The sequence below is a fragment of the Microcoleus sp. B4-C1 genome (assembly GCF_036705285.1).
Classification (GTDB): Bacteria; Cyanobacteriota; Cyanobacteriia; order Cyanobacteriales; family Microcoleaceae; genus Microcoleus.
In genome coordinates, this window is record NZ_JAUBUC010000023.1 from 54,708 (window position 1) to 73,988 (window position 19,281).

The 19,281-nt window shown below is 46.3% G+C and carries 25 protein-coding genes and 1 pseudogene; 20 read left to right on the forward strand and 6 right to left on the reverse strand.

Annotation, left to right across the window (positions count from 1 at the left end; genetic code table 11):
* The 3 genes and pseudogenes from QUB26_RS11915 to QUB26_RS11925 all read right to left on the reverse strand — a co-directional run.
* Nucleotides 1–530: pseudogene (locus QUB26_RS11915) on the reverse strand (hypothetical protein); the annotation flags it as partial.
* Between the two features lies 1 nt (nucleotide 531).
* A complete protein-coding gene (locus QUB26_RS11920; RefSeq protein ID WP_333318160.1) occupies nucleotides 532–1,767 on the reverse strand; it encodes an AAA family ATPase in 1,236 nt (411 codons plus the stop codon).
* 59 nt (nucleotides 1,768–1,826) lie between these two features.
* Nucleotides 1,827–2,030 (reverse strand): hypothetical protein, encoded by a 204-nt coding sequence (locus tag QUB26_RS11925; RefSeq protein ID WP_333318136.1) that lies wholly within the window; start codon nucleotides 2,028–2,030, stop codon nucleotides 1,827–1,829.
* Nucleotides 2,031–2,649: 619 nt separating this feature from the next.
* On the opposite strand from QUB26_RS11925, the gene QUB26_RS11930 reads away from it, so the two are divergent.
* Nucleotides 2,650–2,943 carry a TRADD-N-associated membrane domain-containing protein gene (locus QUB26_RS11930; protein ID WP_333240319.1) on the forward strand — a complete coding sequence of 98 codons (294 nt, stop codon included), beginning with the start codon at nucleotides 2,650–2,652 and terminating at the stop codon, nucleotides 2,941–2,943.
* Between the two features lie 136 nt (nucleotides 2,944–3,079).
* Here QUB26_RS11930 and QUB26_RS11935 read toward each other — a convergent pair whose 3' ends face one another.
* Nucleotides 3,080–4,042, reverse strand: coding sequence for a glycosyltransferase family 9 protein (locus tag QUB26_RS11935; RefSeq protein WP_333240400.1), 963 nt, complete (start codon nucleotides 4,040–4,042; stop codon nucleotides 3,080–3,082).
* Between the two features lie 172 nt (nucleotides 4,043–4,214).
* Here QUB26_RS11935 and ispD point away from each other — a divergent pair, with 172 nt between their 5' ends.
* The 4 genes from ispD (at nucleotide 4,215) to QUB26_RS11955 (ending at nucleotide 6,190) form a co-directional block, all read left to right on the forward strand.
* Entirely contained in the window at nucleotides 4,215–4,907 is a 693-nt protein-coding gene (ispD, locus tag QUB26_RS11940; RefSeq protein ID WP_333240317.1) for a 2-C-methyl-D-erythritol 4-phosphate cytidylyltransferase, read from the forward strand.
* A gap of 3 nt (nucleotides 4,908–4,910) precedes the next feature.
* Nucleotides 4,911–5,084 carry a hypothetical protein gene (locus QUB26_RS11945; RefSeq protein WP_333302728.1) on the forward strand — a complete coding sequence of 58 codons (174 nt, stop codon included), beginning with the start codon at nucleotides 4,911–4,913 and terminating at the stop codon, nucleotides 5,082–5,084.
* Between the two features lie 114 nt (nucleotides 5,085–5,198).
* On the forward strand, nucleotides 5,199–5,861 hold the full coding sequence (locus tag QUB26_RS11950; protein ID WP_333240313.1) for a Uma2 family endonuclease: 663 nt from the start codon (nucleotides 5,199–5,201) through the stop codon (nucleotides 5,859–5,861).
* Nucleotides 5,862–5,866: 5 nt separating this feature from the next.
* A complete protein-coding gene (locus tag QUB26_RS11955; protein WP_333302730.1) occupies nucleotides 5,867–6,190 on the forward strand; it encodes a hypothetical protein in 324 nt (107 codons plus the stop codon).
* A 152-nt stretch (nucleotides 6,191–6,342) separates the two neighbouring features.
* On the opposite strand, the gene QUB26_RS11960 is transcribed toward QUB26_RS11955, so the two are convergent.
* A complete protein-coding gene (locus QUB26_RS11960) occupies nucleotides 6,343–7,275 on the reverse strand; it encodes a LysR family transcriptional regulator (RefSeq protein WP_333318138.1) in 933 nt (310 codons plus the stop codon).
* Between the two features lie 240 nt (nucleotides 7,276–7,515).
* Between QUB26_RS11960 and QUB26_RS11965 the strand changes: the two genes are divergently transcribed.
* From QUB26_RS11965 to QUB26_RS11990, 6 genes are all read left to right on the forward strand, one after another.
* Complete coding sequence (locus QUB26_RS11965; protein ID WP_333318140.1) at nucleotides 7,516–7,809, forward strand: hypothetical protein; 294 nt, start codon at nucleotides 7,516–7,518, stop codon at nucleotides 7,807–7,809.
* Between the two features lie 119 nt (nucleotides 7,810–7,928).
* Nucleotides 7,929–8,195 carry a hypothetical protein gene (locus QUB26_RS11970; RefSeq protein WP_333240305.1) on the forward strand — a complete coding sequence of 89 codons (267 nt, stop codon included), beginning with the start codon at nucleotides 7,929–7,931 and terminating at the stop codon, nucleotides 8,193–8,195.
* 191 nt (nucleotides 8,196–8,386) lie between these two features.
* Nucleotides 8,387–9,451, forward strand: a complete 1,065-nt coding sequence (locus QUB26_RS11975; protein WP_333318142.1) for a tetratricopeptide repeat protein — start codon at nucleotides 8,387–8,389, stop codon at nucleotides 9,449–9,451.
* 39 nt (nucleotides 9,452–9,490) lie between these two features.
* Nucleotides 9,491–10,000 (forward strand): N-acetyltransferase, encoded by a 510-nt coding sequence (locus QUB26_RS11980; protein ID WP_333318144.1) that lies wholly within the window; start codon nucleotides 9,491–9,493, stop codon nucleotides 9,998–10,000.
* 89 nt (nucleotides 10,001–10,089) lie between these two features.
* Complete coding sequence (locus tag QUB26_RS11985; protein ID WP_333240302.1) at nucleotides 10,090–10,365, forward strand: hypothetical protein; 276 nt, start codon at nucleotides 10,090–10,092, stop codon at nucleotides 10,363–10,365.
* A complete protein-coding gene (locus tag QUB26_RS11990; RefSeq protein WP_333240300.1) occupies nucleotides 10,362–10,727 on the forward strand; it encodes a clan AA aspartic protease in 366 nt (121 codons plus the stop codon). The genes QUB26_RS11985 and QUB26_RS11990 overlap by 4 nt, the downstream gene beginning before the upstream one ends.
* A 53-nt stretch (nucleotides 10,728–10,780) precedes the next feature.
* Here the strand turns inward: QUB26_RS11990 and QUB26_RS11995 are convergent, their stop codons facing one another.
* Nucleotides 10,781–12,358, reverse strand: a complete 1,578-nt coding sequence (locus QUB26_RS11995; protein ID WP_333240298.1) for an adenylate/guanylate cyclase domain-containing protein — start codon at nucleotides 12,356–12,358, stop codon at nucleotides 10,781–10,783.
* An 88-nt stretch (nucleotides 12,359–12,446) separates the two neighbouring features.
* Between QUB26_RS11995 and QUB26_RS12000 the strand changes: the two genes are divergently transcribed.
* The 9 genes from QUB26_RS12000 to QUB26_RS12040 all read left to right on the forward strand — a co-directional run bounded on the left by QUB26_RS12000 (nucleotide 12,447) and on the right by QUB26_RS12040 (nucleotide 19,192).
* Nucleotides 12,447–12,707: a hypothetical protein gene (locus QUB26_RS12000; RefSeq protein WP_333058467.1), complete on the forward strand. Its 261-nt coding sequence runs from the start codon at nucleotides 12,447–12,449 to the stop codon at nucleotides 12,705–12,707.
* A 286-nt stretch (nucleotides 12,708–12,993) separates the two neighbouring features.
* The gene (locus tag QUB26_RS12005; RefSeq protein ID WP_333318146.1) at nucleotides 12,994–13,824 is read left to right on the forward strand and encodes a prepilin peptidase; all 831 of its coding nucleotides are present in this window, start codon (nucleotides 12,994–12,996) and stop codon (nucleotides 13,822–13,824) included.
* Between the two features lie 61 nt (nucleotides 13,825–13,885).
* A complete protein-coding gene (locus QUB26_RS12010; protein ID WP_333318147.1) occupies nucleotides 13,886–14,101 on the forward strand; it encodes a hypothetical protein in 216 nt (71 codons plus the stop codon).
* Between the two features lie 153 nt (nucleotides 14,102–14,254).
* Nucleotides 14,255–15,205: an acetyl-CoA carboxylase, carboxyltransferase subunit beta gene (gene accD / locus QUB26_RS12015; RefSeq protein WP_333318152.1), complete on the forward strand. Its 951-nt coding sequence runs from the start codon at nucleotides 14,255–14,257 to the stop codon at nucleotides 15,203–15,205.
* Nucleotides 15,206–15,766: 561 nt separating this feature from the next.
* The gene (locus QUB26_RS12020; protein ID WP_333058460.1) at nucleotides 15,767–15,958 is read left to right on the forward strand and encodes a translation initiation factor IF-2; all 192 of its coding nucleotides are present in this window, start codon (nucleotides 15,767–15,769) and stop codon (nucleotides 15,956–15,958) included.
* Between the two features lie 145 nt (nucleotides 15,959–16,103).
* Nucleotides 16,104–16,592 (forward strand): photosystem II cytochrome c-550, encoded by a 489-nt coding sequence (gene psbV / locus QUB26_RS12025; RefSeq protein WP_333035576.1) that lies wholly within the window; start codon nucleotides 16,104–16,106, stop codon nucleotides 16,590–16,592.
* A gap of 154 nt (nucleotides 16,593–16,746) precedes the next feature.
* Nucleotides 16,747–17,247, forward strand: a complete 501-nt coding sequence (gene psbV2 / locus QUB26_RS12030) for a photosystem II cytochrome PsbV2 (protein WP_333170586.1) — start codon at nucleotides 16,747–16,749, stop codon at nucleotides 17,245–17,247.
* A gap of 125 nt (nucleotides 17,248–17,372) precedes the next feature.
* Entirely contained in the window at nucleotides 17,373–17,711 is a 339-nt protein-coding gene (gene petJ / locus QUB26_RS12035) for a cytochrome c6 PetJ (RefSeq protein WP_333216837.1), read from the forward strand.
* 473 nt (nucleotides 17,712–18,184) lie between these two features.
* Nucleotides 18,185–19,192, forward strand: a complete 1,008-nt coding sequence (locus tag QUB26_RS12040; protein ID WP_333318154.1) for a CHAD domain-containing protein — start codon at nucleotides 18,185–18,187, stop codon at nucleotides 19,190–19,192.
* Nucleotides 19,193–19,281 lie beyond the last annotated feature (89 nt).

Sequence of the window (19,281 nt, forward strand, 5' to 3'; positions counted from 1 at the left end):
ATCACCCGCTTGCCATCAGCAGTGACGGCGACTGCATTTACCGAACTGGTATGACCATTGAGAGTACGCAGCAGTCCCCGGCCAGGGGGAGTTAAACAAGATGTCAAAGGACGCAACCAAGGTGCTGCTTTCCACTGCTTAGCTACCTCTGCCATTCCCTGAATTGCCGGAATGTTAAAGTGCAGCAAGCGCCCTAACAATTGCTCTGCGAGTTGCGTCTTATCTAGAGTCAAAATATCCGCTGACTTCCACAGTGCCGCTTGAATCAAGTTCAGGGCTTTAACTTTTTCTGAGTTGTACTCTGGGTGACTTAATGCTTCGGAATCGTCAACCAACTTGAAGTCATCAATCAGTGCCTGCAGTCCAAACTCAGGATGCTGAATCTTTGCCATTAGAAAGTTGATATCTGTCAGCGTTTGATAATATTTTTCTAAATTTTCCGACTTGACATAATTTGGCAGTAAGCTGCCCAGATAAGCACGTTGAAAGAAAAGTTTTTCGCCTGCTAACTTGTCAGCAAATTCTCTCATCTCACGCCATCCCCTGTTCTAAATACTCAGTAATCCGTTGATTTACTTCCCGAAAGAGCTTCCGCTTTGAATCCATCTCCCGTTTTGCTTTCAGAAAGTCAAGGAAACTAGCATGATAGATGCCGTAGCAGATTTCTCCGTCTACCTTCTGCTCTTTCAAATACTCCACCCACTCATCTAAAACCACTTTTACGTCGTATTCATCTTCCTTAGCAATTCCACCAATCATCTCGCGGGGAATCGGCGTTCCAATCTCTAACAAAATATACAAGACAATCTCCATCAATTGCCCAGGCTTATCTTCCAGCCCCATCCGCACCCAGTGGTTTTGATAATACTCTTGCAGCCCGTCTGGCAATTGCTTTAAACTTAAGTCATTGTAATCGCCCTTAGCAATTGCTGGCAAAACATAGCGCAAATACATAAAATTATTTTCGCTTTTGTTTGCCAATTGTTCGACAAAATTTGCATCAAGAATGTCCTGCTCTTGAATCCACTTTCTCAGTCCATGCTTATAGTCAGAATCGGCATTTATAACAAATAAAATATACTCTTTGATATCATTTTGATTAAAATTGACATACTGGTCATCTCTCAAATCTAATTCTTTGACCGGAACTCCCGGAGATACAGACAGTCGCTTTTTACCGAGGTGATAAGGTCGCCTAGTCAGCAGGAAATAAACGTTATCTGGCAGAGTTGTCGGTAAATGTAAAAGATTTTCTCCCGCTTCTTGTTCGACTTCATCCAGTGCATCAACTGCAATTACCAAACGTTCGCCAGCAGTGAGTTTTCCCGTCACCTTTGCCAGTAACGTCGGTAAATCGGCATCTTCTGAATTTGGCAATTGATAGCGGTCAATTAATTGCTGGCGAATGCTCTTCAAAAACAATTCTGGTCTGTTGCGGCGTTCGACGAGAATATTGAAATAGCAGGGAGATTTATGTTCGGAGACGTATTTGGCAACAATGGAACTTTTGCCCATTCCCGCATCCCCGATTATTGTAAAATAACCGTGAGGATTTTCCTTAATAAAGTCCTGAAAAGCCTTAAAAACAAATTGGCGACCGCAAAAAGTCTTAATTTTTTCTGCTATGAGTGATTCAAACTCTGGCGGCAGCGAATTTTCGGCATTCCAATCTTTTGGATCGACAATATCTGTCGGTTCTATTCCTAATGCTTTAGCAATAAGCTGTGGAGCATTTAAACCAGTAACGAGGCTAGTAGGGTGCGTCAGCTAGAACCCTTACGCTGAAACGGAAAACCTTAGATGCTGACGCACCTTACGCAAGCCCTTTAAATGCCGAACAGCTTATTCTCGACTGCCCATCTTTCTACGCCATTAAGACATTTTCTTGTACCGAGTAAGCGCTGAATTGTGTCAGTGGAAACCGTAGCTTTTGTCGCTAGTTCTTCTATCGTCAGGTTAGCTTGCTTGTATGATTCTTTGAGCTTGCGTTTTCCAGTTTCACTCGATTGAACTTTATCGGATGGGCGCATAGTAGGTTGTTAGGTATGGTTGTTAGTTTTTCACTTAATTCGATAATTCGATAATCCGATAATCCGACAGTCCGACAGTCCGACAGGGAATGAATTCCCTGTCTCATAGCGAAAGTCGTCTGAAGACGACTAAAGATTAGTATTTTAGTCGGTTTCAACCGACTTTTGCTATTAGCCAGGGAATTAATTCCCTGGCGGACTTCGGGAAAATCCGACAGTCCGAAAGTCGTCTGAAGACGACTAAAGATTAGTATTTTAGTCGGTTTCAACCGACTTTTGCTATTAGCCAGGGAATTAATTCCCTGGCGGACTTCGGGAAAATCCGACAGTCCAAACTTACGCAGTCCGACCAAAGAAACCGGGTTTTTACCCGAATCTACGGGTGAGTGGGAAGTATTTTCGTAAAAACCCGGTTTCTGATTCCCCATTCGTAAATCCTAATTTAAATATTTCTGTCTGTCTAGGGCAGATAGGTTGTAATCTCCTGCCCTATCTGCCCCAAAAATTAGGGCAAAGCATAAATTTAAACTCGCCCTATCTGCCCTAGACTCTCGCTGTTGGCTTGGGTAGAGTAATTGTAGAAACAAAAACTTATCAGTATTTAGGAAAGGAAACAGTTATGAACTTTAACTTATTCGGCAACTCGCAACCTGATGAAGATTATAGCGAAATTAAGAAAGAAATGCTGCGAGAATCATTGCGGCAAGTTCGCCAAAGCTACAATCTTGCCCTTTTTGTCACCGCCGCATCGGCAATGGTTACTTTCGGATCGATCGCACTTCTATTTTGTGAGAAAATCTCAGAGGCTACTCTCACTGCTTCGGGCGGATTGTTGACAAGTTTGGGCAGCGTTGAGTTTGCCAAGCAAAAGAAGAAGGAAATGCAGCAGATGATGGATGATTTGGAAGACTAACATCGAGTTTTAGCTCCCCAACTTCTTTCCTCGTCCCCCGGCTTGGCTCCTGTGAAGCGCACACAAGCAGCGAGGCAGAGCCTCTAGATAGGGGTTCCCAGGCACGGCCTGGGAACCAGCTAAGATATCCTAGTTCTTAGCCGCCCCAAACCTTCTTTAAAACATCTTGAGGAGAGATGTCTGCCATTTTGCCAGTAGGAGATTTAATGCCCAAAAATCGATCGCCCTTTGGCAACAATTTCGCCGGTTCAGTCGGGCCAAACAAAGCTATTGTATAAGTTTGAACCGCCACAGCTAAGTGCATCGGCGCACTGTCCGTACATATCATCAAATTAGCAGCAGCAATGGTGGCAGCCAACTTGCCGACATCATCCGGCGAGATAACTTTTACATTCGGACATGACTCGACTAACTTTTTCACGAAGTCTGCATCTTCGGGGCCTTTCACAACAACAACTGGCAAATTCGGCTGCCGCTGCTGACAATCTTCAATTATTTGCTTCCAGTTGTCTGTAGGGTAAATTTTGTCAATACCTTTAGACACAGCTAATTGACTCGAACCGCCGTGAATTAGAATGTAACCGCTTTCTTTGATTCCCAACCGCTGCTGTTCGGCTTCCGCCCACTGAATGTCCTGTTTAGGTACATTAATTGCGATCGCCGGACAAGGATTTGTAATGTTAAATCCTTGCAGCAAATCATGGTACATTGAAGCGGCGTACTGTTCAGTTTTCAGCGGTACTGCAGCAGTGAGAAATCGAGCGCCGTTGGTTCCCGAATAGCCAACTCTCTGCGGAATGCCGGTCAGCCACAGCAGCAACCCTACAGTCCACCGCTGGCCGAGGGAAATAACTGCTTCGTATTCGCGATCGCGAATTACGCCCAGTAAATTGCCCAAATCTGCCATAGCGTTGCGGTCTTTGAAATTGTACGTCAAGACTTCTTTGACGGACTTGCAGACTCGGTAAGCACTTTTTGCCCTCGGTTCCACGATGACATCAATTTGCGCGTCGGGATAAGACTGCTTGAGGTCATCAAGAGTGGGGAAAAATAAAATTTGGTCGCCAATCCCGCCAGGGACAAGTGCTAGTATTCGCATCATAAACGATCGGGCTATTATTGATCGAGGTAGCTCTCAGAGATCGGCTCTCAACTATCAGCTTATAGTATTTCTAGACCTTAAAAGCTACTGGCTGACAGCTAAACAACTGACTCAAAAGTACAGGACGCTCTTATTATATATATCTAGTTGGGTTAAAAACGGTTAGTAAATGCACTTATTAATTCCTGCAGCAGGTTCGGGACGACGGATGGGGAGTCAGCGGAACAAACTGCTGCTGACTTTGCTCTCTAAACCTTTGCTGAGTTGGACTTTGGCTGCGGCTGAAGCTTCGCAGCACATTAGCTGGATTGGCATCATGGGTCAGCCAGACGATTTTCCTGATTTTAAAGCCATTCTGAGCGATTTATCTTTGGTTAAGCCCGTGGAACTGATTCAAGGTGGCGCTACCAGGCAAGAGTCAGTTTACAACGGTTTGCAGGCTTTGCCGCCGAATGCCGATCGAGTGTTGATTCACGACGGCGCGAGGTGTTTGGCAACTGCTGAATTGTTCGATCGATCTGCAGAGGCCCTCTTGACCTGTCCAGGCTTGATTGTCGCCGTCCCGGTCAAGGATACGATTAAGGTCGTAGATGAGCGTCGGATCGTGCGAGACACCCCAGACAGAAGCAATTTGTGGGCAGCCCAGACTCCCCAAGGATTTGAAGTGAAATTGTTAAAGCAGTGTCACGAAGAAGGGCGACAAAAAGGTTGGGAAGTTACCGACGATGCGGCTTTGTTTGAAAAATGCGGTTTACCAGTGCAAATTGTGGAGGGAGAAGAGACGAATTTGAAAGTCACAACGCCCGTAGATTTAGCACTAGCGGAATTTATTTTGCGACAGAGAACAGATAAGAGTAAATAGAATGTGTTGAGTATTTTTAAGAACGGGCAAGATGCCCGTTCCACAATCAATAATTTGTGTGTTGTGAAACAGGCATCTTGCCTGTTTAATAATTTGTGTGTGGTGGAACAGGCATCTTGCCTGTTCAATAATTTGTGTGTGGTGGAACAGGCATCTTGCCTGTTCAATGTTCAATAATAATTTGTGTGTGGAACAGGCATCTTGCCTGTTCAATAATAATTTGTGTGTGGAACAGGCATCTTGCCTGTTCCTTATGTTATCTTAGAAAGATCATAGCTGGAAGTAAAAAATATGATTTCTGTTGCACCGATCGCACCTCAGTTACTCATAGGCGAAAAGCGAGTAGTGTTGAGAAATATTACTTGGCAGGGTTATCAACAACTGCTACAGATTTTGGGCGATAACCGAGTGGCTACATTGATATTCGATCGAGGGATTTTAGAAATTACCATGCCATTAGAAGAACACGAATTTTCAGCACGCTTAATCGAACTTTTGATTCGGATTTTGGTAGTAGAGCTAGGTTTAAAAATCAAAACAATGGGTTCGACCACCCTCGATCGATCGGACTTAGAGCGCGGTGCAGAACCAGATAATGCCTATTACATCCAAAATCAGCCCCTCGTCGCCGGTCGTACAGTAGATTTAGCAACAGATCCGCCACCCGATTTAGTCGTAGAAATAGATATCACCCATACCGATATTAACAAGCCTGCTCTCTATGCCAGTATGGGAGTACCGGAGTTTTGGCGGTACAATGGTAGAGAATGGCGAATTTATAAGCTAGAGAACGATGAGTATTTGGAAGTATCTGTCAGCCCCACTTTTCCGATCGTGCCCAAGGAAAAGCTCTACGAATTCTTGGCAGCAGCGCAGGTAGATGAAGTAGAAGCGGAGGTGAATTTCCGCAACTGGGTGAGAGAGATGACGAATATTAATACAAGTGGAGGATGAAAGCAATGGAATATAGCGGTACATGGCGGATCACAGAGATGGCAATGTGGGATAGTGATTATTTGGACATGGAAGTTGAAGCCTATATCGAGATTGATGAAGCAGGTTCAGGAGAATTTCAATTCGGTTTAGTATCAGGTGACATTGACGGCGAAGTCGTAAAAGATGGAAAGGATCAGCGATTTGAGTTTACATGGGACGGTAATGACGAGAACGATGCTGCATCTGGTAGCGGTTGGCTCAAATTAAAGGATAAAAACTCGGTAGATGGTCGAATCAAATTCCACCAAGGCGACAGTTCTAGTCTTGTTGCAAAGCGCATGAAATAGGCAATCAGCGATCGTACTATTTTATGCCATTTTTTTAACCGCAGATGAACTCAGATAAAATCCCCTCCGCGTTCATCTGTGTCAGTCCGCTGATATCTGCGGTAACAAAATCCCAATCTAACCAATAACCAATAACAACTGACTGAGGTTTCTCATGAAGGATTAATCGGAAACTCACCCTCACTATCAACCTCTGGGGCACTTTTAACTAAATCCAAAAACGCAAACACGGCCGGAATTAACAGCCCATCCCTCAAAACAGCCACCCCGATTACCCTCTCAAAATCCGACGGTAAACTGCAAACTTTCACCGAAGATGGTATCGGTTCCGCGGCCAAACGGGGCAGAATAGCTGCACCCAAACCTTGCATCACCATACTGACAATCGTTGAATCTTCGCTGAGTTCGTAACCGATATTTATGGGAAAGTCCGCAGTCGTCAAATACTTGCGAAGCGGTATCGAACAAGCATTTTCAATCGGCTGCAAAATCAGCGGATAATTCGCTAATTCTTCCCAGGTAATCTTAGCAGTTTTACATTGCGCCTTCGGCGGCAGCAAAACCAGATATTTATCCCGCAAAATTTCTCTAGTTTCAAATTCATCGGAGATGGGAAGAGAGACAAAGCCGATGTCTGCTTTGCCCGATCGCAAAGCTTCTTCTACAGCTTGAGTATAATAAACTTCGGTAATGCTGACCGTAATTTTGGGAAAGCAACTGCGAAATTTAGCAATAATACCCGGTAGGATATGAGTGGCGACACTCCGAAAAGTAACTATCCGTACCTGGCCTCCCTGCAAACCTTTTTCCAAATCCGCTTCTTTTACCATCATTTCTAAGGCACAGGCTATTTGACGCCCGTGACTCACTACCCTTTCCCCCACCGGCGTCAGTTGAGCACCGTGTCGCCCCCGGTGGAACAGTTGCACTCCCAATTCTGTTTCTAAAGAGGCGATGGCGTGGCTGATGGCGGATTGGGACAGTTCCAATTGCAAAGCCGCCTCGCTAAAGTTTTCACACTCTGCTACGGCTATCAAAGCCTGAATTTGAGAGAGTTTCATCCGCCGCGTATTGATTTCATTCATAGCCTTTTTGCCCGATCGTCAATCTATCTATTTTATTCATACAATCTATGCAAGCAATGATTTGATTGTCAATAACCAAAGAGTTAAGGTGAATTTATTAGATAAGAGATTGACTTTCACAGGAATTTTACGCCAACAATAGTGGGCTGTAATTGCGCTGAGACTATTACAATTTTAAGCATTTATTGTAATCTTAATTAGTGCAAATCTTGTGGAAAATATAAGTTGAAGGTGTGGGATATGTCTACTTGCAAAAATCCAATCGATACCCCAAGTATCCAAATTTTTTCGATGACCGATCGAGCTAACCCATCCGAAAAACATAAAGGGCCATCTCTCTTTTTAGCAATAAAAAAAATTGGGCAGTTTTTGCTCTACCTCATTTCGAGTGAGGACGAACTGAGAATTTGGCAGACGTGCGATCGCTATGGTAACACTTGGTGGCACGGTTGCGATCGGGCTACAGGTCGCTCTACCTGCGTGGCGACGGATGATGAAATGCGCGCTTGGATCGATCGGCGTTATTGCCAATAGTAGTGTGTGGGTTGCGGGGAAATCAAGTGAAATACAGCCCTCAATTAGCAATTACCCATTAGCAATTACCCATTAGCAATTACCCATTAGCAATTACCAATTACCAAGTAGGAGATGCTATGCTTCAAATATCTTCCGAATGTGCAGCGCCAGATCGCATTATTCTGATGGAAAACGAGGTATACAGATTGCCTCAAACTCATCGAGAAATTCAAGTTTTGTCAGGAATTGCTTGGATCACGGTTGACCAACAGGACATCATCTTGCAAAGTTCTGAAAAAGTATCGCTTCCACCCAGCAAAAACTTTGCTGTCATATCCGCTCTCAACAATAAGCCGCTGATTATGGCCGTCTGGCAAGACAAAAACCCAGTCATGGGATTTTAGATTTTAGATTTTAGATTTTGGATTGAAGAATTGGGAATGACTGATTGTGTATGGGTTTGAAGCACGGGTCTACAGTTGCCTTCTTTTTTGAAACTGGTATCAGAACCTAGAGATGGAGAAAAAAATTGGCAGGAACACCCCAAAAAGCTCTATCTTAATAGTTATCACTTAGCTATTGGAGGACTCGATCGGTGCACCGCCGCTCTTACCACTTCAGCTATCTCGCAGCTATAAGTATTGTCTTATCGCCCGCACTCAGCCTGCTGGCAATTTCAGACGCCCGGGCTTATGGCCCAATTATAAATGCGAGGCGCGCCCAAGCGAGCGATCTCGCTCAGGCAACTGACCCCAAAACGCAAGCAGACGAACTCTTTGAAACAGGAGTCAAACAGCACCGCGAGGGTTTGTTTCGAGAAGCAATCGAGACTTTTGAGCAAGTTTTGGCAATCCGCAAGCAACTCGGCGACCAAGCCGGAATCGGCGAAACCCTCAACAATATGGGGGAAGTTTATGGCGAAATGGGTTTGAGGACCGAAGCTTTGGAAGTTTTGCGGCAAGCTTTAGTCATTCACCGAGAAATCAGCGGAGGGCGTCGTATTGCGCGGACTCTCAATCTCATCGGTTTCGTCAACCGGATGGGTGACAATTTTTCCGAAGCGATGAAACTGCACCAAGAAGCTTTGGAACTTGCCAAAACTACCGACGACCAAATTGAAATTGGAGAATCCCTCCACAACATCGCGGCCGTGTACACAGAACAGGTAGATTACGCCAAGGCGATCGAATTTTACCAGCAAGCGCGGACAATTCGCACGGCCGTCGGCGATCAGCGCGATTTAGGCCGTACCCTCAATAACATGGGTGGCGTCTACTACAACATCGGCGACTTTAATAGAGCGATGGAATTTTACCACCAAGCTTTAGCAATTCGCCGGGAAATCGGAGACCGGGCTGGCGTCGGCCGCCTCCTCAACAACATGGCACTTACCTCTCGCAAACTCGGCAAAGATACTCAAGCGCTGATCTATTTTCAGCAAGCAATACCGATGTTAGAAGCAATTGGTGACCAGACAAGTATCGGACGCTTGCTCAACAATATGGGCGCAATTCATGAAAGTCTCGGTCAATATCCTCAAGCTCTAGAATCCTACGAGGGAGCTTTAAAAATTGCCCGCGAGGGCGGTGATAAAGCCGGAGAAACTACAGCAATGGAGGGCATTAAGCGATTGTCTTCCGGTCAGCTTGTACCGCAATAATAGACTGTTAGTTGCTAGAACAATCAATCAATATAAGCTATGGATATCCGTACCGAAAAGCCAGAAGATGTGGAAGCTGTTCGGAATATTAATATTCTGGCATTCGGGCGAGAAAATGAGGCTAACTTAGTCGATCGATTGCGGGGAATTGCATCTACATTTTCCTTCGTTGCGGTAGAATCCGATCGCATTGTCGGACACATTTTATTCAGTCCGGTTGTCGTCGCAGGAAAATGTTCTAGAAATTTGTCGATTCTGGGGTTGGCACCAGTCGCAGTTCTTCCAGAATACCAGCGGCAAGGTATAGGAACGCTGCTGATTCAGGAGGGTTTAAAAGAGTGCGGGCGAGCGGGATTTCAGGCAGTGGTTGTGCTCGGTCATCCAGATTTTTATCCGCGTTTTGGGTTCATTCCTGCTAGTAGAAAGAATTTGGGATGTGAATATGATGTGCCCGATGAAGCATTTATGGTGTTGGAGTTAGAAAGCGGAGCCTTGCAGGATTGCAGCGGAACTGTGAAGTATCCATCGGAGTTTAGTCTCTGCGAGTGACTTTCGCGGCGGTTTTTCTTATGATGTATTATAAAAAAGCTGAACAGAGGCGCTAGAATTTGATTAATATCGCGATCGAAAGGTGAAATATGCAAAGCTCCATTCTGCTGGGCAGCGAAGAAGTGGCGAAGCGTGCTCAGAAGCTGTACGATGAGCAAATCCGTCAAGAAGTAGAGCGAGAAGAGAATATTGGCAAAATGGTCATTATTGATATCGAAACAGGCGATTATGCAGTAGACAAAATGGGTTTAGAATCCGCACGGCAGTTGCGGAAAAAGAATCCGAACGGTCGGTTCTTTGGGATTCGGATTGGGTACAAGGTTGCGGCTGCAATTGGTGGAGTGATGGAGCGGGTTTCAGAGTGATTTCCGGAATCGTAACCGATAGGCACGCGACGGTTTCTGTACCATTTCGTTTGCCCGATCGACCCGACGTTACAATTGAATTTGTGATAGACACAGGATTTACCGACTTTCTCTGCTTACCCCTGGAAGTTGTATCTATCTTGGGGTTGCCTTTTGAGTACAATATGCGTGCGAATCTGGCTGACAATAGCAATGTAGTGCTTCCGGTGCATACCGCTACGATTCTTTGGAATGCAGAGGAGCGAGATGTCCGCGTACTTGCAACAGGAGCAAGACCTCTACTTGGAACTGCTTTGCTGGATGGATATGAACTGGTTGTGCAGTTTACAGAAGGTGGACTGGTCACAATTGAGGAGTTGTAAGTTTTCAATAAATCCCTTGTGTCAGCGGCACAACTATTACCCCGCAAAGTTATTTAAACGCCCCCTTTCCCCTTCTCCCCTTTTGCACCTTGCAAAGCAAAAATCGGAGTTTGAGCAGATTTCCCCTTCAGAGCAACAGATCCCAAAGCCTCGCAAATAAAGTTTAGCTCGATCGACTCACACACCCTTTCACCAATCAAAATTTGGTTTTCCCCCGCCTTGCTCATCAACCGAGCCGCCGTATTCACCGTATCGCCGAGAATATTAAACTCCCTGCGCCCTCGCGGTTCCCCAACCTCAGCAGCAAACACCGGCCCCAGGGATAGCCCAATTTGACAGCTTACTTTTACTTCTTCACCCGCGATAATTACCAGAGGCAAACCTGCAATCATATCTCGGATCGCAATCGCCGCACTAGCCGCGCGGCTGGCGTCATCCCTGTTAGCGTCGGGCACGCCAAAATAAATCAGCATATCCGAACCGTCTAAGTGCGCCGTTACTTTTTGCAACACGCCTCCTTTAGCTGAGACTACAGCATCGATCGACGCAAACACCCTAGAAAAAGCCACTATCAGATTGACTTCTTCCTCCAGCGAAGCTTTGTCTACAGACTCTGGTAAACCAATCAAGTTGACAAACATCACCGTCGGTTCAGGAAAATCCGGCGGAATTTTCCGCCTGTCTGCATTTTCCACCAGCAGTCTCAGGATAGTTTTGGGAATATAACTAGCAAGGGGTTCAAGCCGATTCACAGCTTCCCCGATTTCTTTTACCAAGCCCGCAACGCTGCGATCGAGCAAGACCGAACTCGGCATCCGCCGCCCAGTCAAAGTGATATCATACTCTCCGAGTCGATCGTCCGTTAAATCGTCCGCCACCAAAAAATAACCCTGCTTCCCAGGTTCAAAACGAAATTGCTCTCCCAAAGACTCTCTAGCAGTTTCAGTCACACACACCCGCCCCACAGTCCCAGAACCCTCAGCTTGCTTGGCTTGCTGGACTGAATGCCCCAGCAGTACGTGAGCCATCCGCAGCGGCGTACCAATGTCAGCACTAATATAGCGCCCGCAGTGGATGCCCACCCGCATCCTCAAAGACAAAACACCCCGCGCCGTTTCAATATTGGCAAATTCAGCCATCGCCCGCTGCATCCGCAAACCCGCCCGCACCGCCCTCGCTGTATCCTCTTGGTAAACTCCTGACGGAAACTGCACCAGCATCGCATCTCCGGTAAACTCCAGCAAATCCCCGCCCGATTTGCTGACAATTTCAATCATTGAGGCAAAATAGTCGTTAATCACGCCCAGCAGGGTTTCAGCTCCCTTGCGCCCCTGGGTAGCGTTCGCTTCCAACAGCGAGGTAAACCCTGCCAAATCCGTGAACAGCAAGGTGCCTGTTTGCCACTGGTAGCGCACCTCGCCTGGGTTGGGCGGAGATTCGGACACGGGCCTGGGCACGTAGTCGTGGAGGATGTAGCGCAGAGTTCGCAGGTGATCGAAAACCCCCATTAGCGTTGCGGGGGACGGATCTACCCACGCAGCAGCGTACAGTTGGGCGGAAAGGAGCGATCGCAGTCGCAGTTCGATCGCAGCCAGGGGAGGATTGTAGGTTAATCTATTAATAATTTCCACCTAAGTTTATTCTTAAAAAATAGGGTAAGTTCTATTGATCGAGATGCTACACCAGTAACTCGACCTATACCATTATGATAAGTTTCCAGTGACTCCATACCAGCCAAACCCACAACCCACTAGAGAAACTTCCGAACGTCACAGCTTGCTAGCTCCCGATTTGATCCGAGCTGCTCGATCGGCCTATGGTATGTATCTGAAAGTGCATTCCGAGCAGATGCAGCGTCCGGCGGGTGTAGTTGTCAGTCAAGGAAGCGATCGAGGTCAGGTAATTTTTGCTTCGCAGCCGATTTTATTGCCCGGTGAACGTTTTGTTACTTTTGAGGAAATTGAATCTCAAATGTATTAATTGCTAATTGGTCATTGGTGGTAATTGGTAATTGATAATTAAGCATTGGGCATGGGGAATTGGTAATTAGTCACTAATATTATGTCCGCTCGAACGCTCGCACTAAAATAGGTTTCTAGTGAAGAGCCATGTTTTCAGGATTTTATGAAAACTTGCATTCTTGACTATTAATACCTTTTATGATGGGTAATTGACCGTACAAGCTCTAACAACTGAGAACTAACTATTGAGAAGTAACAAGTGATACATAACCCCAGTCAACAGTGAACAGTCAACAGTCAACTTAATGGAAATAATCTTTAATTGCCTTGTCATGGCGATCGTCTTTATTGTCGGATCGGCTATTGGCAGCTTTCTAAATGTGGTAGTCTATCGGTTGCCTGCGGGTTTGTCGGTGATCAACCCTCCTTCTCGCTGTCCCAAATGTTTAAATCAACTCAGAACTTACGAAAATATACCCGTTTTCGGTTGGCTGTGGCTGCGGGGACGCTGCAATCACTGCCGCAGTCGGATTTCTGTCCGCTATCCACTGGTGGAAGCAGCTACGGGTTTGCTGTTTTTGCTAATCTTTTGGCGGTTTGGCGTAACAGTGCAAACTCTTGGTTTTTGGGCTTTGTTTAGCTGGCTGTTGGCTTTGTCTTTGATTGATTGCGATACAATGACTTTGCCTAATTCTTTAACTCGATCAGGTTTGGTGCTCGGATTGGTTTTCCAGGTGGCGAAAGGTTGGTGGCCGACATTTAGTCCGATCGACTCGATACACTATCTGGTACTCGATGGCATCGCCGGAGCAGTTTTCGGGTTGTGGCTGTTTGACGCGATCGGACTTGCCGGGACGATCGGGCTGGGGCAGAATGCTATGGGCGCCGGAGATACCAAATTGGCCGCCTTGATGGGAGCTTGGCTGGGGTGGAAATACTTGCTGCTAGCGGGATTTATTGCCTGTGTCGCCGGGGCTTTTGTTGGTGGCGGGGCGATCGCCCTCGGCTGGCTCGATCGGCGTCAACCCATGCCTTTCGGCCCGTTTCTGGCTCTCGGTACAGCAATTACTGCTCTGTGGGGCGAAGCGATCTTATCTACTTACTTGCAGTTGTTTTTCCCGAATTTTAGTTTCTGATCGGCAGGTAGTCAGGCGCGATCGAACATAACATTGTCTCAAAAATTGGTAAAATTGTTCCGTGTCTTGGATTACACTTACAACTACTAGCTTTCGTTGGGAAGCGGAATTAATGCAGCAGCTCCTAGCTGCTCATGAAATCCCAGCCCGGATTGTAGACTTGGGCATAGCATCTTATTTGGGGGCTGGAAGTGCTACAGCCCTGCAAGTTCTTCCAGAACACCAGCTCACAGCATCGCTCCTCATCAGTCCCATTGAAGAGGACAATAGTCAGTAGTCAAGTCTGTTGTTTATTGTCAGTTGTTATTGGTTATTGGTTATTAGTTATTAGTTATTAGTTATTGGTAGCAGCTAACAACTCACAAATAACAACAGTCAACAGTCAACAGTCAACAGTCAACAGTCAACAGTTAACAATTACCAAGTTTTAATGTCTCTATTTGATTGGTTTGCAAATCGACGAAAATCAGTACCGAACTCCCAAGAACGGCCGGAACGAGAAATTGCGGACGGACTTTGGAATAAATGCGAAGCTTGCGGTGCCCTGAGTTATACCAAAGACCTGCGAGCAAATCAAATGGTTTGCTTGGAATGCGGGCATCATATCAGAGTTTACAGTGACGATCGCATCGAGCAGTTGATCGATCCCAATACCTGGGTGCCCCTTAACGAAGGACTGCACGCCACAGATCCTCTGAAATTTCGCGATCGCAAAAAATATAGCGATCGACTTCGAGAATTTCAAGAAAAAACAGGCCACCTAGACGCCGTAGAAACAGGCCTCGGCAAACTAGAAAATTTGCCAGTCGCCCTCGGAGTCATGGAATTTCAGTTCATCGGCGGCAGCATGGGATCAGTTGTGGGAGAAAAGCTAACTCGCCTCATCGAACACGCCACGCGGGAACGCTTGTCCGTGATCATTGTCTGCGCTTCCGGTGGTGCAAGAATGCAAGAAGGAATGCTCAGCTTGATGCAAATGGCTAAGATTTCCGGGGCTCTGGAACGCCACCGGGAAGCGAGACTGCTTTACATCCCGATTTTGACCCACCCGACCACCGGTGGCGTCACCGCCAGTTTTGCCATGCTGGGAGACATTATAATTGCAGAGCCAAAAGCTACTGTGGCCTTTACGGGCGGCCGGGTAATCGAACAAACTCTGCGGGAAAAGCTGCCGGAAAATTATCAAACTTCCGAATACTCCTTCGCCCACGGTTTTGTAGACTTGATTGTACCCCGGACTCAATTAAAGAAAACACTCGGTCAGCTCATCAGCCTCCACCAGCCCCAGCCTTTCTTGGCAGACTCGGAATTCCCCGCCCTCGAAGCCAGCGACAGTCACGCTTTGCCCGCGCAGACTCACGCTTTCAAACTTTCTCCCTAAGCTGCTGCCCCGGATGATTGTCTGTTGGTGAGTGCGGGGGAGAGACGAAAAATTTCTGATACCAATTTTTTACGAGGCCCCGTAGAATCCGATCCCCCCTTAGCTTGCCCCCTACTCAACCCCTACTCCCCTTAATAAGGGGAGTAGGGGGTGGGACAAGATTCCGATCTTTCGTCCCCCTTAAGAAGGGGGATTTAGGGGGATCGAGATATGTGCAACTTCACATTAAATTGGTATGAGGAATGGCTCAAAACCCGGTTTCGAGGAAAAATATTGAGTTTGGTAGCCAGACATTGACCCAGACACCGGGTTTTGAGTCCCGCGCGCGCAAGTCCTCTTGGTAATAACGACCCAGCAGTGGGATGATATTGATCGGAAGTTGATTGGCCCTGAAGTTAGGCTGGGCAAAAATGCCTAGTCGCAGTTAGCGGTTAGTTAGCTTGCGATCGAACAAAATCTCAGAACAAACTAACAGAACAAGCTAACAGCGCTTTCTACAATTGTCCGGCTTTCAGTTAATAGCCGTCAACTCAATTTTGACCTGTCAGCGACCTAAAAATTATGGGTTTTGCAGACCTGTCCATCGCAGAAATAGCAGAGGACTTCAACGTCCCTGTTGAAGAGGTGATCCGCTTGTGCGATGAGTTGGAAATTGCCTACAAGCACCCTCAAACCCGTTTGGCTTTGGAGGATGTTAAGGCAATTATGTCCACTCTCGAAAAAAGGCGCGACTCAAAACTTCTTGCAGATTAGATCGCAAAATTCCTCTACCTTTAAAGGTATGGCTGCACCAAATTTCGCCAGTTGTTGCAGAAAGAGGGAATTTTGAACAGAAATCTGTTTGCCAGCTATACTCTCTTAGCGTTCAATAATTTGCCGGATTTTTTTAAGGAGAACCATGCTTAAAAGATATTTCATTGCTCTGACCGCTGTATTCTTGAGCTTTCAGTTATTTGTCAGCAGTGCGATGGCTGTCGAACTGAGTCCTGAACTTCGCACTGTGACTTTGAATGACAAGGGTGCTCCAGTGGTGCTGAGCCTCAAACAAGTTCAGCAAGGCAAACGCCTGTTCAATTCGGCTTGCGCTCAATGTCACGCTGCGGGCATGACAAAAACTGACCCGAACGTGAATTTGAGCCCGGAAACTCTGGCTTTGGCCAACCCGCCCCGGAATAATATTGAGTCGCTGGTGGACTTTATGAAAAATCCCACCACTTATGACGGGTTTGAGGAAATTTCGGAACTGCATCCGAGCATGAAGAGTGCGGATATTTTCGCTGAGATGAGAAATCTCTCGGATGACGATTTGTACGCGATTGCCGGTCACATTCTGTTGCAGCCAAAAATTGTCTCCAAGCAGTGGGCTGGTGGCAAAGGCGCTCGCTAATCGATTTTAGATTTTAGATTTTAGATTTTGGATTTTGGATTGGGAGAGGGCTGAAGTTCGGCAAGAATTGCTGGCTGGTCGTTTTTCGCTCTAAAATCTGAAATCTAAAATTTACCTCCGGCTCATTGATTATCGCAAAAGGTTGTAGTCCCTCATGCTGCGTCGTGGTGCTTTTGTCTGCTTTCTGTTGGGGATGTTAATTATTTTGCCGATCGTGCTGTTGGCTCCTCAACCTGTTTTGGCTGCTGCCGATTCTTACGTGAATAGGTATTTACAAGCCAGCGAACCTGTGGCTCTGGAGTTGGACTCTGAGGGACATACTCGCTTGTTTTCGGCTCAGGATTTGTCTGCGGGCAAGGTATTGTTCGAGCAAAATTGCCTGAATTGTCACGTCGGAGGAGCTAATTTGCCTGATCCGACGATATCTCTGTCTTTGGCTGACCTCAAAGGGGCAACGCCTCCTCGGAACAACATCAATAGTTTGGTGGCGTATCTGAGAGAACCGATGACTTATGACGGTACTGAGGAGACTTTTTGGTGCCGCCAAGTGCCGGAAAGCTGGATGCCACAGGCTGAGATTGAAAATTTAGCGGCTTTTGTGATCCGGGCTGCTCAGAAAGCTCCGGGCTGGGGCGTGGAGAATTTTGAGAGTTGAACTGCCACTACCAAAAAGTGGTAAATTACTCGGAAGAAGGCGATACGAGTGTGCGATCGCGCCTGTTTTAACAGGTAAAATATCTAAAGAATCACCCTTTGCGTGTCCATTAGAGGAGAACTGCGTTGAAAAGACTCTTATCGATCGCCCTGTTAGCGATCGCAATTTTTACCGTCGGCTTTGGCCGCCCTGCTTTGGCAGGAGATGCCGCTAACGGAGCTAAAATCTTTAGCTCGAACTGTGCAGCTTGTCACATCGGTGGTGGCAACGTGGTTATGGCAATGAAAACCTTGAAAAAGGAAGCTCTTGAGAAGTACGGCATGAATTCTCTGGAAGCTATTACCACTCAGGTAACTAAGGGCAAAAATGCTATGCCTGCTTTCGCTGGCCGCTTGAAGCCCGAACAAATCGAGGATGTAGCAACCTACGTGCTCTCGCAATCTGAGAAAGACTGGAAAGGCTAAACTGCCTCTTTGAAGTCGGGCAACCTGGGCGGGTTTAATTTAATTTAAAACTTGTCCTCCCGATCGCACCCTCTCTCACCCTTTGGCGAATAAACATCGGTTTGCAGCGATCTTAACCTTATTTGGGAAAGCGCGCCAGAAATCCGATTTTTATGAGCTCAAGGGTGAGGGAGGGTAATTCTATTTTAGATTTTAGATTTTAGATTTTAGATTGCAGATTTTAGATTTTAGATTTTAGATTGCAGATTTTAGATTGCAGATTTTAGATTGCAGATTTTAGATTGCAGATTTTAGATTGCAGATTTTAGATTGCTAAATGCTGACTTTGTATAAACTGTCAAGCACCTTATATTAAGATTCATGTATGGAAGCCAGTCATAAATTGGGGTTGTGTGCTAGGATGTAAACCCTTTACTAGCAAAGCCTTGAAATCCAAATTAAAGTCGATCGGGGATCTGGAATCTACACCTGCCATGAACGTAAAAACATCAGCAAAAGTTAAAACTCTCGGAGACGCTGCATCTGGGGCGATTGAGAAATATTTCCGCAAAACTGTAGCGCACGAGGCTGGAGTTCTCAAAGACCAAGACGCCGAAGAACTTCATCAAATGCGCGTGGGATTGAGACGTTTGCGATCGGCTGTGACTGGTTTTGCTCCGGTTTTAGATTGGCCAAAAGAGGCTTCTGAACGTAAAATTGGTAAGGTGGGGCGGATTCTGGGAACTCTCAGGGATTTGGATGTGATGCTCGAAAGTCTCCAAAACCGCTATTACCCGAATTTGCCGACTGAGGAACAGGAAGTTTTGGATAAGGCTTTGTTGAATTTGCTCAAACAGCGCCACCGGGCTTTGAAAGGGGTGAGGGCGATTTTAGAGCACAAAAGCTACGAATCGCTGAAGCAGTCGATCGAGGATTGGCTGGAAAAACCGAAGTTTCAGGCGATCGAACATTTGCCAATTGCTGAGGTTTTGCCAGATTTACTGTTACCTCAAGTCAGCGAGTTTTTTCTCCATCCGGCTTGGCTGTTGGGTACAGAATATGAAGATGGCAAAGTTAAAGTTGCTAAGGATTTGAATGCTGAGGCTGTCGAAGAGAAGTTAGCAGCCGAGGGAACTATTCTGCACGATTTGCGGAAGCAAGCTAAGCGGGTTCGCTATTTGATGAATCTGTTTGGGGATTTTTACAGCGAGACTTACGAAGTTTATGTCGAAGATGTGAAAGCTATTCAGGAATGTTTGGGCGATATTCAAGACAGTGAAGTTTTAGGCGAGTTTCTGACAGATTTTGTCGATCGCGATCTGAAAAAAGAGTTACCGAAATTGGCTGGTTTGTTGGTCGAAAATCGCTATGCAGCTTGGCAAAAATGGCAGGTTTTGCAACGCAGATATTTGAATTCGGAAATTCGGCAAGGTTTGCGATCGGCTTTAATTCATCCTGTGGTTGAAGATGCTGCTAAGGAAAAGTTGCCCCAGGAAAGTTAGGTTTTTCGGGCCCAGAGAATGCGATCGACTGCCGGGAGGGACTAAAAGAGGGAGATTTGTAGGGACACGGCATTGCAGTGTCCTTCATT

Coding starts and splice junctions, on each gene's coding strand:
- QUB26_RS11925 (WP_333318136.1), bottom strand. CDS start 2,030: ATGCGCCCATCCGATAAAGTTCAATCGAGTGAAACTGGAAAACGCAAG.
- QUB26_RS11930 (WP_333240319.1), top strand. CDS start 2,650: ATGAACTTTAACTTATTCGGCAACTCGCAACCTGATGAAGATTATAGC.
- QUB26_RS11935 (WP_333240400.1), bottom strand. CDS start 4,042: ATGCGAATACTAGCACTTGTCCCTGGCGGGATTGGCGACCAAATTTTA.
- ispD (WP_333240317.1), top strand. CDS start 4,215: ATGCACTTATTAATTCCTGCAGCAGGTTCGGGACGACGGATGGGGAGT.
- QUB26_RS11950 (WP_333240313.1), top strand. CDS start 5,199: ATGATTTCTGTTGCACCGATCGCACCTCAGTTACTCATAGGCGAAAAG.
- QUB26_RS11955 (WP_333302730.1), top strand. CDS start 5,867: ATGGAATATAGCGGTACATGGCGGATCACAGAGATGGCAATGTGGGAT.
- QUB26_RS11960 (WP_333318138.1), bottom strand. CDS start 7,275: ATGAATGAAATCAATACGCGGCGGATGAAACTCTCTCAAATTCAGGCT.
- QUB26_RS11965 (WP_333318140.1), top strand. CDS start 7,516: ATGTCTACTTGCAAAAATCCAATCGATACCCCAAGTATCCAAATTTTT.
- QUB26_RS11970 (WP_333240305.1), top strand. CDS start 7,929: ATGCTTCAAATATCTTCCGAATGTGCAGCGCCAGATCGCATTATTCTG.
- QUB26_RS11980 (WP_333318144.1), top strand. CDS start 9,491: ATGGATATCCGTACCGAAAAGCCAGAAGATGTGGAAGCTGTTCGGAAT.
- QUB26_RS11985 (WP_333240302.1), top strand. CDS start 10,090: ATGCAAAGCTCCATTCTGCTGGGCAGCGAAGAAGTGGCGAAGCGTGCT.
- QUB26_RS12005 (WP_333318146.1), top strand. CDS start 12,994: ATGGAAATAATCTTTAATTGCCTTGTCATGGCGATCGTCTTTATTGTC.
- accD (WP_333318152.1), top strand. CDS start 14,255: ATGTCTCTATTTGATTGGTTTGCAAATCGACGAAAATCAGTACCGAAC.
- QUB26_RS12020 (WP_333058460.1), top strand. CDS start 15,767: ATGGGTTTTGCAGACCTGTCCATCGCAGAAATAGCAGAGGACTTCAAC.
- psbV (WP_333035576.1), top strand. CDS start 16,104: ATGCTTAAAAGATATTTCATTGCTCTGACCGCTGTATTCTTGAGCTTT.
- psbV2 (WP_333170586.1), top strand. CDS start 16,747: ATGCTGCGTCGTGGTGCTTTTGTCTGCTTTCTGTTGGGGATGTTAATT.
- QUB26_RS12040 (WP_333318154.1), top strand. CDS start 18,185: ATGAACGTAAAAACATCAGCAAAAGTTAAAACTCTCGGAGACGCTGCA.